Here is a 12646-nt window from a genome sequence, read left to right as displayed (position 1 = left end):
GTTCTTATTATCTTTTCTTTTTCTGATCCTGTTGTTTCTTCAACTGATCCTGTTGCATACGTTGTGCTTCTTCCAAACGTTTCATGAAACCTGATTTCTTCTGCGGTTTCTTTTTGTTTGCTTCCAGCTTGGCGAGCAACTTATCCTCATTGATCGTATAGCGGAATACTAACGTCTGAATGATCGTGATCAATGTAGAGATGAAGTAGTAATAAGTCAAACCTGACGCATACTGGTTGAAGAACACCAGGAACATTAGCGGCATCATATACATCATGGCCTTCATACCTGGCATCTGCTGTTGTCCGGTATTGGTCATTTCCATATTATACTTGGTATAGATAACGTTGGTAATCGTCATCAACAAACAGAATAAGCTGATATGGTTACCGAAGTACGGAGTAATAATAGGAATGTATTTATTCCAGCTGAAAATCGCATCATAAGTCGACAAGTCATGTGCCCAAAGGAAACTCTGGTGACGCAACTCAATAGCCGACGGGAAGAACATGAACAGCGCAATCAATACCGGCATCTGTAACAACATCGGTATACAACCCGCCATCGGACTGGCCCCGGCACGACTATACAACTCCATCGTAGCACGCTGACGCTCCACTGCCTTATCCTGACCCGGATATTTTGCATTCAACTCTTCCACCTGCGGGCGAAGTACACGCATTTTCGCAGATGACATATAAGACTTATAGGTCAATGGGAACAGAATCAACTTAACAATGATCGTCATCAATAAGATGATCAGGCCATAACTCTTGATATATTTGCCCAGGAAGTCGAACATTGGGATAACGAAATACTGGTTCACCCAGCGGAATACACTAGCCCCGAGCGGAACCAGGCGTTCCAAATCCAGCTGCTGGTCGGAAGCGATCCCCTTGTCGTACGATTTCAACAACGGATAACTGTTCGGTCCGAAGAAATAACGGAAAGTCGTCGCTTCATTACCTCTCAGGTCGAAAGGCACTGCCGTTGTTGTCTTGAACTCTTTAACGATACCGTCGGCTTCAACCATCTTAGAATCGAAAGTAGCGCTTTCAAAACCTTCGTCAGCGATCATCACCGTCGAGAAGAACTTATCTTTATAAGCGATCCATTTCAGACGACCCGACACTTTCTTATCTTCGCTTTTGCTTTCGCTCAACTGTTCTACGCCGTCAGCCAGGAATTTATAATACAAGGCTGTATATCTGTTCTCATATTTGATACCTTGTTCCTGCTGGCGGATCTTTTGTCTCCAAACCATATCCAGAGCAGTCGTACTCGGAGCCAGAACACCGTTCAGACCTGTACCTTTGATATCGAACTGTACCATGTAGTCGTCCGGCTTGATCGTATAGATAAAGTCCAGCGAACTACCTTCGCCGGCATTCACCCGCATAACCAACTGGTTCGGGTCCTGTGTTTTTACCGGAGTAAAAAACAGTTCGGCCGTATTCAACACACGGTTCGTTGCTGTCACCAGGGTAAAATCGAGAGATGCCTCTTTCCCTTCAAACAGGACAACCGGTTTATTATCATACGTGGTATAATCTTTCAGGCGAGCATACGAAATACGTCCCCCTTTATTACTGATATGCAATTCGATCAGGTCATTCTCCAGAACAGTTACATCGTCTGCTCCTGTCATAGCTGCGGCAAATACCCCGAAACTGCTTTCCAACCGGGCTGTTTTTGCAGAGTCCGGCAGATTATCAAAAGAATTATCGGCAGTGCTTTTACTTTCTTCGCGCTGCATTTCAGCCTGTCTGGCCAGTTCGATCTTCGCGATCGAATCCTGATACTGGCGCTGAGCTTCCAACTGCTCAGGCGTCGGTTTGTTTAACCAGCTGAATGCAAATAAAACAATACCAATAAGCAGAAAACCAATTAATGTGTTTTTATCCATCTATAACGTTGTTATTTATTATCAATAGCGGCTTTCACAAAGCTCACGAAAAGTGGGTTCGGATTAACTACCGTACTGTTATATTCCGGATGGAACTGAACTCCTACAAACCATTTCAAAGCAGGGATCTCGACCACTTCCACCAGACCGGTCTCAGGATTTTCTCCCGTACATTTCATTCCGGCTTCTTCAAACTGCTCGCGATACTGATTGTTGAATTCAAAACGGTGACGATGGCGTTCCTGAATATGTTCTTTTCCATAAGCTTCATAGGCTTTTGAACCTTTTTCCAAAATACAATCATAAGCTCCCAGACGCATAGAACCTCCCATATTGGTAACATTCTTCTGTTCTTCCATCAGGTCGATCACCTTGTAAGGCGTATTCGGTTCCATTTCGGTCGAATTAGCTTCTGTCAGTCCCAAAACATCGCGGGCATATTCGATCACCATGCACTGCATACCCAAACAGATACCCATGCAAGGCACATCGTTTTCACGGGCATATTTCAGAGCGGCAAACTTACCTTCGATACCCCGCTGTCCGAATCCCGGAGCAATCAGGATACCATCCATGTCTTTCAACTGTTCAGCGGCATTGGCTTCCGTCAGTTTCTCTGAATGGAATAAATGCAGGTCCAGTTTGCGATCGTTATAGATAGCGGCCTGCAACAATGATTCGTCGATCGACTTATAAGCATCCTGCAATTCCACGTATTTACCGACCAATCCGATCTTTACTGTTTCAGTAGCATCCGTCTTTTTCTTCAGGAACTCTTTCCAGGGTTTCATTTCCGGAGTCGGTCCTACTTCCAGTCCCATCTTTTTCAAGATAGTTACATCCATATTCTGACGCTGCAATACCAACGGAACTTCGTAAATAGTCGGAACATCGACCGACTGCACAACAGCATCCGCATCAACATTACAGAACAAAGCGACCTTGCGTGTAATATCGTTGCTCAACAGATGTTCGGTTCTCAAAACCAATACATCCGGCTGGATACCCAGTTCCTGCAATTGCTTAACCGAATGTTGTGTCGGCTTTGTTTTAAATTCTTTGGCAGCCGCAATGTAAGGTACATAAGTAAGATGTACGCACATACAGTTCTTACCCAGCTCCCATTTCAACTGACGCACACTTTCGATGAACGGCAACGATTCGATATCACCTACGGTTCCACCGATCTCTGTGATCACAAAGTCAAACTTATATTTCGAACCCAACAGTTTCACATTCCGTTTGATCTCATCGGTAATATGAGGAACTACCTGCACAGTTTTACCCAGGTAATCGCCTTTACGTTCTTTATTTATTACACTCTGATAAATACGGCCTGTCGTAATATTGTTCGACCGTGTGGTCGGAACATTCAGGAAACGTTCGTAGTGTCCCAGGTCCAGGTCCGCTTCATGTCCGTCTACGGTTACATAACATTCACCGTGCTCATAAGGGTTCAATGTTCCCGGATCGATATTAATGTAGGGGTCAAACTTTTGGATAGTAACCTTGTAGCCTCTCGCCTGAAGGAGTTTACCCAATGATGCAGCAATAATTCCCTTACCTAAAGAAGAGACTACGCCGCCCGTAACGAAGATGTACTTTGTATCTGCCACGATAGTAATATTTTAATTGTCTTTTAATTGCTCACTCGCATTTCAAAACTGCAAAGTTAGTTATTTTCATTCAGACGACAAGGGTATGGAAGTTTTTTCAACCTTAATTTAATACAAACAACCGCATAGGCATCCGGTACATACGGCATGCCCGGAAACTATTTTTCACATCCCGTAAAACTAACAGCAGGATTACAGCTAACTATTTATAAGTAGTAGGACATATCTATGATAACATGTACACCTTATTATATATATGTAGTACAGGTTACGCCCGATAAGTAGTACACCTTATGCTTAGTTGTATATATAAGAGACAATAGTTTCCGGTAATACGCCGGTTAACCGGCCGGCATGAAAAACTTAGTGGAATGGCATCTGCTGTATAAAGTTCTGACTTATATAACATTTTGTTTAACTGCCCGTTATAAAAACAGATAAGTTAAGATTGTTATATCATGTAAAAGATTAGCACATCTCATACTTTTTATCTAATTTCGCATCGTAGATACTAAAGATTGTAAATTAAAAGGTATTATGGTTATCAAGAGATACTTCATTCTGTTTTCTATACTTTCATTACTGGCAGGCGTGGCAAATGCGCAGGAAGGAACTATCATTAGCGGGACTGATGTTACCAATGCAGAACAAAGTGATGCGACAGATACTATCCCACTGATTGAAATAGAAGATCCGGACCTGGATAATATTATAAGCCTGCGGGCACAATTCGAGAAACAAAACCGGTCGTATTCCGCTCCGGTTACTCCCAATGAGAATCTGCTTCGTTTTCTAAAGAAAGACGAGGTCGAACTGTCTGATGAAGCGATGTATTGGGCACACTTGGTACGTGACGCTTCCACCATATTCGACAGCAGTGTAACTTTTCAGGATACGATCCTAGTAAACCCGCTGTTCCTTCCTATCATATTTAAGGGGAAGCTTCTACCGGATGATCTTTCTTATTATGATAAAGATGCCTGGAAGACTAGAGTCGATATTCCGCTTCCTTTTACTCCGGACACTATATTCAAGGAAGAAATGCTAAGACGGCAGATTCAAAATAAAGCATATAAATATGTAGAGGCAAACTACCCGAACTATTTCCGGTATTCAATGAGAGATCTGCCCCAGGATAAAGTGATAGCCAAGGTCATCACAAAACCGACTTACCAGCCGGAAATGATCAAAGTGGAAAGTGAAGCAGACTTCAGCGATGTGGATGCTCCGGTAAAATTCATACCGGAAAGACGTTTCTGGACGTCACACTTTGAAAGCGCGATCCAGTTCGCGCAGAATTATATATCCCCGAACTGGCACAAAGGTGGTGTCAGTGCACTGAATCTGACTAACCGTCAATATTTCGTTTATAATTACAATAAAGATAAAGTTCAGTTCACAAATGAACTGGAATGGAAAACGAATGTCTACACAGCACCAAAAGACACCTTGCGTGACTATAAAATAGGTGATGATGTCCTACGTCTTCACAGCAACATAGGTTATAAGGCTTTCAATAAATGGTTCTATACATTAGATGCGACATTCCAAACGCAGATGTTTAGCAACTATGCAGAAAATACAGATAATAAACTAGCTGGATTTCTCGCTCCGCTCAATGTCAATATCGGTCTCGGTATGAAATATGACTTAAATAAAACTTTTGCTAATAAACGTCATAAAAAATTATCGTTGTCAGCCAACTTGGCTCCGTTATCTTATACATTTATGTATAGTACGGACAAAGACATAGATTTAGGCCGTCACGGTTTCAAAAAAGATGAAGCTACAGGTGAATTCGAACGCAAGTTAAGTCAGTTCGGTTCTACGATTAATGCAACCATGACATTTCAGTTTAACCGAAACGTAAGCTGGTATTCACGTTTTTACTATTTCACCAGTTACGATCGTATGTTAGGAGAATTTGAAAATCGTCTGACTATGGCTATAAGTCGCTTTTTCTCAACTACTATATCGCTTAACTTGCGTTATGATGATGCAGTAAGTAAGAATGAAGACTTCGACAGCTATCTGCAGATCAACGAGGTGTTGAGTTTCGGCTTCAATTACAAATGGTAAGTTGAAGACGATTATTTCTGTAATAAACTTTGTTAATCGTGACATATTATCCAAATAATCCTTACTTTTGCCCTGGTTTTGCAATGTCGAGATTACAAACATGAGCGAAAGTATCAATCACAACGGTAGAATCGAAAAGATCGAAGGCGATACGATCTTTGTCAGGATCATTCAACAATCGGCCTGTTCCGGTTGCCACGCAAAAGGTATGTGCAGCGCATCCGACCAGAAAGAGAAAGTCATTGAAGTGAACGATCCCAACTCCGACAGATTCCACATAAACGAGGAAGTTACACTATGCGGTCAGAGTTCGCTCGGACTACAGGCTGTGTTACTGGCCTTTGTTCTTCCGTTGATCATTGTAGTCGCGGCCATTGTAGCAGGAAATTATTTGCAATGGGACGAAACAACCAGCGGGTTAACCGGTCTATTACTATTAGTTCCCTACTACTGCATACTATACTTTTTACGCGAAAAACTAAAAAGAAAATTCATATTTACCTTGAAAAAACTTAATTGATCAAATATCATGATTTTAATTGCCGTTATTTCATTAGGAGCCATTGGAGCCATCGGTGCAGTATTTCTCTACGCCGCCTCCAAGAAGTTTGAAGTATACGAAGATCCCCGCATCGCAGAGGTTCAGGAAGCATTGCCCGGAGCCAATTGCGGAGGTTGCGGATACCCCGGATGCGGTGGTTTTGCTGCAGCCTGCGTAAAAGCCGATTCACTGGAAGGACTGCTTTGTCCTGTAGGCGGAGCCGAAACGATGGGTAAAGTTGCTTCAATCCTCGGTATGGAAGCTGCCAGCGCAGAGCCGATGGTAGCAGTAGTGCGTTGCAACGGAACTTGCCAGGCCCGTCCGCGTACAAACCGTTACGATGGTGTACAGAGCTGTGCCATCGCTTCCTCTTTATATGGAGGAGAAACGAACTGTACATTCGGTTGTCTCGGTTATGGCGATTGCGTAAACGCCTGTACTTTCGATGCCATCCACATCAATCCGGAAACAGGACTGCCTGAGGTAGACGATGACAAATGTACATCATGCGGTGCCTGCGTGAAAGCTTGTCCGAAAAACATTATCGAACTACGTAAGAAGGGACCGAAATCACGCCGTATCTTCGTTAGCTGTGTGAATAAAGACAAGGGAGCAGCAGCCCGCAAGGCTTGTTCCAATGCTTGTATCGGTTGCGGTAAATGTGTGAAGGAATGTCCGTTCGAAGCCATTACGCTTGAGAACAATGTGGCTTATATCGACTACCGCAAATGCCGCTTGTGCCGCAAATGTGTAGCCGTATGTCCGACCGGAGCGATCCATGAACTGAATTTCCCGCCCCGTAAAGAAGCTGCCCCTGCCGTGGACGCCGACAAAGTAAAGCCTGTTGCCCCGAAAGCAACACCGGCTCCGAAAACTGCCGAAACAACTCCGAAAGCAGAAGCTACAACTAAAGCTGAACCGACTGCAAAAGCAGCCACAGCGCCTGAAACAAAAACAACAGAAGAAACAATTCAAAAATAAAAATCTAATAGTATGCTAAGGACATTTCGAATCGGAGGTATACATCCACCCGAAAATAAATTGTCTGCCGGGAAGAAAATCACCGGACTGGCTATACCCAAGCAGGTCATTATACCGCTAAGCCAGCATATCGGGGCTCCGGCCCAGGCTGTGGTCAAGAAGGGCGATCCGGTTAAAGTCGGTACACTTCTCGCCAAAGCCGGAGGTTTTGTATCGGCGAATATCCATTCGTCGGTATCCGGTAAAGTAAACAAGATAGATAACGCCCTCGACGCAAGCGGATACAAACGCCCCGCTATCTATATTGATGTGGAAGGCGACGAATGGGAAGAATCCATCGACCGCAGCGAGACACTCGTAAAAGAATGCCCGCTTCCTTCCAAGGAAATCGTAGACAAGATCGCGGCTGCCGGTATCGTAGGTCTGGGCGGCGCAACTTTCCCTACCCAGGTAAAACTGATGCCTCCTCCCGGAAGCAAAGCGGAGATCATTATTATCAATGCCGTAGAATGTGAACCGTATCTGACTTCTGACCATTCGCTGATGAAGGAAAAGACAGAACAGATCCTGGTCGGCGTTACTTTGCTGATGAAAGCCGTCAACGTAACGAAAGCGGTGATCGGCATTGAAAACAACAAACCGGATGCCATTGCCCTTATGCAGAAACTGGCAGCAGGATATAAAGGTATTGAAATCATGCCACTGAAGGTACAATATCCTCAAGGAGGTGAAAAACAGCTGATCGACGCTGTGATCCGTCGCCAGGTAAAGAGCGGTGCACTGCCTATCTCTGCCGGAGCCGTTGTACAGAACGTAGGTACGGCTTATGCAGTATATGAAGCGGTGATGAAAAACAAACCGTTGTTCGAACGTGTCGTTACCGTAACAGGTAAAGCAGTTGCCAATCCGTCTAACTTCCTGGTTCGCATGGGTACGCCGATCAGTGCATTGATCGAAGCTGCAGGCGGTATTCCTGAAGATACCGGTAAAATAATCGGCGGAGGTCCGATGATGGGTAAAGCCCTGATCAGTCCGGAAGTGCCGGTTACCAAAGGTAGCTCCGGCGTATTGCTGATGACAAAAAAAGAATCTGAACGTAAACCGATGCGCGATTGTATCCGTTGTGCCAAATGCGTCAGTGTTTGTCCGATGGGCCTCAACCCTACCCTGCTGATGAATGCTACAGAGTTTACAGAATGGGATCTGGCAGAAAAGAATCATATCACCGACTGCATCGAATGCGGTTCTTGTAGTTATACTTGCCCGGCCAACCGTCCGTTGCTGGATTATATCCGTTCAGGTAAAGGAAAAGTAATGGGAATCATGCGGGCACGAAAGTCATAAAAACAGAGCAATATGGAAAATAATTTAATAGTATCTCCGTCGCCCCATATCCACGGTGGTGACAGCATAAGCAAGAATATGTATGGTGTACTGATTGCCCTTGTTCCGGCTTTCCTGGTATCCCTCTACTTTTTCGGACTGGGTGCGCTGATCGTTACTGCAACATCGGTCGCAGCTTGTGTCCTTTTTGAATATCTGATCCAAAAGTTCCTGATGAAAAAGGAACCGACCGTATGCGACGGTTCAGCCATCCTGACGGGTGTCCTACTGGCATTCAACCTGCCGTCGAACCTGCCTGTATGGATCATCCTGATCGGTGCGCTGGCAGCTATCGGCATCGGTAAAATGTCGTTCGGCGGACTGGGTAACAACATTTTCAACCCGGCGCTTGTCGGACGTGTATTCCTGTTGATCTCTTTCCCGGCACAGATGACAACCTGGCCGGAAGTAGGACAGCTGACAGCTTATACCGACGCAACAACGGGTGCAACCGTTCTTTCACTGATGAACGAAGGGGCACTCGACAAATTGCCGACATTGGTCGATATGTTATGCGGTAAGATGGGCGGTAGCCTCGGTGAAGTAAGTGCGCTGGCATTGCTCCTGGGACTGGGCTATATGTTATGGAAGAAAATTATTACCTGGCAGATTCCGGTATCCATCCTGGTGACGGTATTTGTATTTACAGGTATCATGCACCTGGTCAACCCGGTTCAATATGCGAGTCCGTTCGTTCACCTGCTATCCGGAGGTCTGATGTTGGGAGCTATCTTTATGGCGACTGACTATGTGACTTCCCCGATGAGCAAGAACGGAATGTTGGTGTACGGTGTCGGTATCGGTATCCTGACCACAGTGATCCGTCTGTTTGGCTCTTATCCGGAAGGTATGTCGTTTGCTATTCTTATTATGAATGCATTTACCCCGCTGATCAACAGTTATATCAAACCTAAACATTTTGGAGGGAAATAAGCATGGCAAAATTAAAATCAACATTACCCAATATGCTCTTGTCGCTTACCATCATTTGTGTGGCGGCCGGGGCAATATTAGCCGGAGTAAACATGTACACCACCGGTCCGATTGCCGCCTCCAAAGCGGCTGCACTGGAAGCAGCTATCAAAGCTGTTACCCCTGAATTCGACAACAAACCGTCGGAAGATGCCTATATGGCCGTTACTGCCGAAGGCGATTCTCTGAAGATTTATCCGGCCACCAAAGGCGGTGAATTCGTAGGTGCTGCCGTTGAAAGCAATACAAAGAAAGGATTCAGCGGCGAGATCAGAGTGATCGTCGGATTCGACAAAACAGGTAAACTGCTAAATTATTCCGTATTACAGCATGCGGAAACTCCGGGTCTCGGAGCTAAGATGCAGGAATGGTTCAGCGCGGATAAGAACAAACAAAGTGTGCTGGGACGCGACTTGACAAGCGGACCGCTAAAAGTAACTAAAGACGGTGGCGACGTAGATGCTATCACAGCAGCAACCATCACCAGCCGTGCATTCCTGGACGCAGTGAACCGCGCTTACAGCGCATTCTCTGGTACTGACGGAGTAACCGGTGCAACCGCTAACACTAAAGAGGGAGGAAACAACAATGAGTAATCTAAAAATATTGATGAACGGTATCATCAAAGAGAACCCGACATTTGTTTTACTGCTGGGTATGTGTCCAACTCTTGGTACAACTTCTTCAGCACTAAACGGTATGAGCATGGGATTGGCAACCATGTTTGTATTGATCTGTTCAAATATTGCGATCTCAGCAATGAAAAATCTTATTCCGGATATGGTACGTATCCCCGGATATATCGTTATTATCGCAACATTCGTGACGGTAGTACAAATGTGTATGGAAGCTTTCGTTCCCGCATTATATGCCAGTCTGGGATTATTCATTCCGTTGATTGTTGTAAACTGTATCGTATTAGGTCGTGCTGAAGCTTTTGCCGCGAAAAATGGCGTCGTTTCTTCTGCATTCGACGGACTCGGTATTGGACTCGGTTTCACCCTGGCACTTACATTACTGGGTGCCATACGTGAATTATTGGGTACAGGCAAACTATTCGGTCTGACTCTTATGCCTGAACAATTTGGCTCACTGATCTTTGTATTGGCTCCGGGCGCCTTCATTGCATTGGGTTACCTGATTGCTATTGTAAACAAATTGCGTAAAGCCTAACATTAAAAAACGAAAAATATGGAATATATACTAATATTTATCGCAGCCGTATTCGTCAACAACGTTGTGTTGGCACAGTTCCTGGGTATATGCCCGTTCCTCGGTGTATCGAAGAAAGTGGAAACTGCAGCCGGTATGGGGGCAGCCGTAACATTCGTACTTACCATTGCAACCATCGTAACTTTCCTGGTACAGAAATATATATTGGATAAGTTCGGATTAGGCTTTATGCAGACGATCAGTTTTATCCTGATTATCGCCGCATTGGTTCAGATGGTAGAGATCATCCTGAAAAAAGTATCTCCGGCTCTTTACCAGGCACTTGGGGTATTCCTTCCGTTGATTACCACCAATTGCTGTATCTTGGGTGTCGCCATCCTCGTAATACAAAAAGAGTATAATTTATTGGAATCTGTTGTATATGCAATATCAACAGCTATTGGATTTGCGCTAGCTTTAGTTATCTTTGCAGGGATTAGAGAACAGTTGGCTTTGACACGTGTTCCCGAAGGTATGAAAGGTACCCCTATTGCGCTGATAACTGCCGGTTTACTGGCTATGGCGTTTATGGGATTCTCCGGAATCGTATAATTTAATCTAAATAGAGACTAGCATGAAAAAGAAAATCTTAGTAGCAGGTGGAACCGGATACATTGGCTCTCACACTACAGTTGAGTTGCAGAATGCAGGTTATGATGTGGTAATCATCGACGACCTGTCGAACTCCAATATCGAGGTATTGGATGGTATCGAAAAGATCACTGGTATCCGTCCTGAATTCATCAAGCTGGATTTAAAAGATAAAGAAGGAACCCGCGAAGCACTGAAGGCTCATCCGGGTATCAACGGTATCATCCTGTTCGCTGCCAGCAAAGCTGTCGGTGAATCAGTTCAAAAGCCGCTGATGTACTACCGTAACAACGTAGTTACATTGGTCAATCTGCTGGAGTTGATGCCTGAATTTAATATCGAGGGAATCGTATTCTCTTCTTCCTGTACCGTTTACGGACAGCCCGATCCTGAAAACCTGCCTGTAACAGAAGATGCACCGATCAAACCGGCTACTTCTCCTTACGGTAATACAAAACAGATCAACGAAGAGATCATTCGCGATACAATTCACGCAAACGCTCCGTTCAAGAGCATCATCCTGCGTTACTTCAACCCGATCGGTGCTCATCCGAGTGCAGAGATCGGCGAATTACCCAACGGTGTTCCTCAGAACCTGATCCCGTATCTGACACAGACCGCTATGGGTATCCGCAAAGAACTGAGTGTATTCGGTGACGATTACGATACTCCAGACGGTTCTTGTATCCGCGATTATATCAATGTTGTCGACCTGGCCAAAGCACACGTAATCGCTATGGATCGTATGCTGGGTGGTAAAACTGAAGCTAACGTTGAATATTTCAACCTGGGAACAGGAAACGGTGTAACCGTACTGGAGCTGATCAATACATTTGAAAAAGCTACCGGAGTAAAAGTACCTCACAAGATCGTTGGTCGTCGCGAAGGCGATATCGAAAAGGTTTGGGCTAATCCGGAACGTGCAAACAAAGTATTGGGCTGGACTGCAAAAGAAACATTGGCCGACACATTGGCTTCTGCCTGGAAATGGCAGGAAAGACTGCGTGAACGCGGTATCCAATAAAAGATAAATCTTTTTAATAAACACCGGAAGAATCTTCATTGACTTCTTCCGGTGTTTTTTTGTTCTCAAAACGGCCATTATCTAATCAAACTGCCAGATCGACATCCAACAGTGAAACAGCCACATCAGAAAGGCCGGGTTTGCCTAATAGTAAAAAACGAACAGTTCTATTGATTTATAAAGCTTTTTCTGTCTTTTGTATATTATTTTATTTACTTTTGTACAATATTTTTCAGTCACAGAGGATTGGTTCGTGACATAAAACCGGCAACAAAGAACATGACAAGCGAATACAAAGAAAAGTTACAAGCACACGGAGTTAACCTAAACAGTGCATTAAA

Annotated in this window: 11 protein-coding genes; 9 read left to right on the top strand and 2 right to left on the bottom strand. The window is 44.6% G+C overall.

Annotated elements, in window-relative coordinates; all coding sequences use genetic code 11:
* Positions 1-7 precede the first annotated feature (7 nt).
* Together yidC and DWX23_RS16265 are read right to left on the bottom strand one after the other, a co-directional pair.
* Positions 8-1906: a membrane protein insertase YidC gene (gene yidC, locus DWX23_RS16270; RefSeq protein ID WP_122375258.1), complete on the bottom strand. Its 1899-nt coding sequence runs from the start codon at positions 1904-1906 to the stop codon at positions 8-10.
* An 11-nt stretch (positions 1907-1917) separates the two neighbouring features.
* A complete protein-coding gene (locus DWX23_RS16265) occupies positions 1918-3522 on the bottom strand; it encodes a CTP synthase (RefSeq protein WP_122352036.1) in 1605 nt (534 codons plus the stop codon).
* Positions 3523-4059: 537 nt separating this feature from the next.
* On the opposite strand from DWX23_RS16265, the gene DWX23_RS16260 reads away from it, so the two are divergent.
* From DWX23_RS16260 to galE, 9 genes are all read left to right on the top strand, one after another.
* Positions 4060-5601: a DUF3078 domain-containing protein gene (locus tag DWX23_RS16260; RefSeq protein ID WP_122375257.1), complete on the top strand. Its 1542-nt coding sequence runs from the start codon at positions 4060-4062 to the stop codon at positions 5599-5601.
* Between the two features lie 100 nt (positions 5602-5701).
* Complete coding sequence (locus tag DWX23_RS16255) at positions 5702-6121, top strand: SoxR reducing system RseC family protein (RefSeq protein ID WP_122352034.1); 420 nt, start codon at positions 5702-5704, stop codon at positions 6119-6121.
* A gap of 9 nt (positions 6122-6130) precedes the next feature.
* On the top strand, positions 6131-7123 hold the full coding sequence (locus tag DWX23_RS16250; protein ID WP_122363558.1) for a Fe-S cluster domain-containing protein: 993 nt from the start codon (positions 6131-6133) through the stop codon (positions 7121-7123).
* Positions 7124-7135: 12 nt separating this feature from the next.
* The gene (rsxC, locus tag DWX23_RS16245) at positions 7136-8467 is read left to right on the top strand and encodes an electron transport complex subunit RsxC (protein ID WP_122375256.1); all 1332 of its coding nucleotides are present in this window, start codon (positions 7136-7138) and stop codon (positions 8465-8467) included.
* A gap of 12 nt (positions 8468-8479) precedes the next feature.
* Positions 8480-9439 (top strand): RnfABCDGE type electron transport complex subunit D, encoded by a 960-nt coding sequence (locus tag DWX23_RS16240; RefSeq protein WP_122352031.1) that lies wholly within the window; start codon positions 8480-8482, stop codon positions 9437-9439.
* 2 nt (positions 9440-9441) lie between these two features.
* The gene (locus DWX23_RS16235; RefSeq protein ID WP_122375255.1) at positions 9442-10074 is read left to right on the top strand and encodes an RnfABCDGE type electron transport complex subunit G; all 633 of its coding nucleotides are present in this window, start codon (positions 9442-9444) and stop codon (positions 10072-10074) included.
* Positions 10067-10651 (top strand): RnfABCDGE type electron transport complex subunit E, encoded by a 585-nt coding sequence (locus tag DWX23_RS16230; protein ID WP_122375254.1) that lies wholly within the window; start codon positions 10067-10069, stop codon positions 10649-10651. Before DWX23_RS16235 ends, DWX23_RS16230 begins: the two co-directional genes overlap by 8 nt.
* An 18-nt stretch (positions 10652-10669) precedes the next feature.
* Positions 10670-11242 carry an electron transport complex subunit RsxA gene (gene rsxA / locus DWX23_RS16225; RefSeq protein ID WP_007657600.1) on the top strand — a complete coding sequence of 191 codons (573 nt, stop codon included), beginning with the start codon at positions 10670-10672 and terminating at the stop codon, positions 11240-11242.
* A gap of 22 nt (positions 11243-11264) precedes the next feature.
* The gene (gene galE, locus DWX23_RS16220) at positions 11265-12305 is read left to right on the top strand and encodes a UDP-glucose 4-epimerase GalE (protein WP_122375253.1); all 1041 of its coding nucleotides are present in this window, start codon (positions 11265-11267) and stop codon (positions 12303-12305) included.
* Positions 12306-12646 lie beyond the last annotated feature (341 nt).

The sequence above is a fragment of the Parabacteroides sp. AF18-52 genome (genome assembly GCF_003479145.1).
Taxonomy (GTDB): domain Bacteria; phylum Bacteroidota; class Bacteroidia; order Bacteroidales; family Tannerellaceae; genus Parabacteroides; species Parabacteroides faecis.
This window is presented reverse-complemented; position numbering and strand designations above follow the sequence as displayed.

Coding starts and splice junctions, on each gene's coding strand:
- galE (WP_122375253.1), top strand. CDS start 11,265: ATGAAAAAGAAAATCTTAGTAGCAGGTGGAACCGGATACATTGGCTCT.
- DWX23_RS16240 (WP_122352031.1), top strand. CDS start 8,480: ATGGAAAATAATTTAATAGTATCTCCGTCGCCCCATATCCACGGTGGT.
- DWX23_RS16235 (WP_122375255.1), top strand. CDS start 9,442: ATGGCAAAATTAAAATCAACATTACCCAATATGCTCTTGTCGCTTACC.
- yidC (WP_122375258.1), bottom strand. CDS start 1,906: ATGGATAAAAACACATTAATTGGTTTTCTGCTTATTGGTATTGTTTTA.
- DWX23_RS16230 (WP_122375254.1), top strand. CDS start 10,067: ATGAGTAATCTAAAAATATTGATGAACGGTATCATCAAAGAGAACCCG.
- DWX23_RS16250 (WP_122363558.1), top strand. CDS start 6,131: ATGATTTTAATTGCCGTTATTTCATTAGGAGCCATTGGAGCCATCGGT.
- rsxA (WP_007657600.1), top strand. CDS start 10,670: ATGGAATATATACTAATATTTATCGCAGCCGTATTCGTCAACAACGTT.
- DWX23_RS16260 (WP_122375257.1), top strand. CDS start 4,060: ATGGTTATCAAGAGATACTTCATTCTGTTTTCTATACTTTCATTACTG.
- DWX23_RS16255 (WP_122352034.1), top strand. CDS start 5,702: ATGAGCGAAAGTATCAATCACAACGGTAGAATCGAAAAGATCGAAGGC.
- rsxC (WP_122375256.1), top strand. CDS start 7,136: ATGCTAAGGACATTTCGAATCGGAGGTATACATCCACCCGAAAATAAA.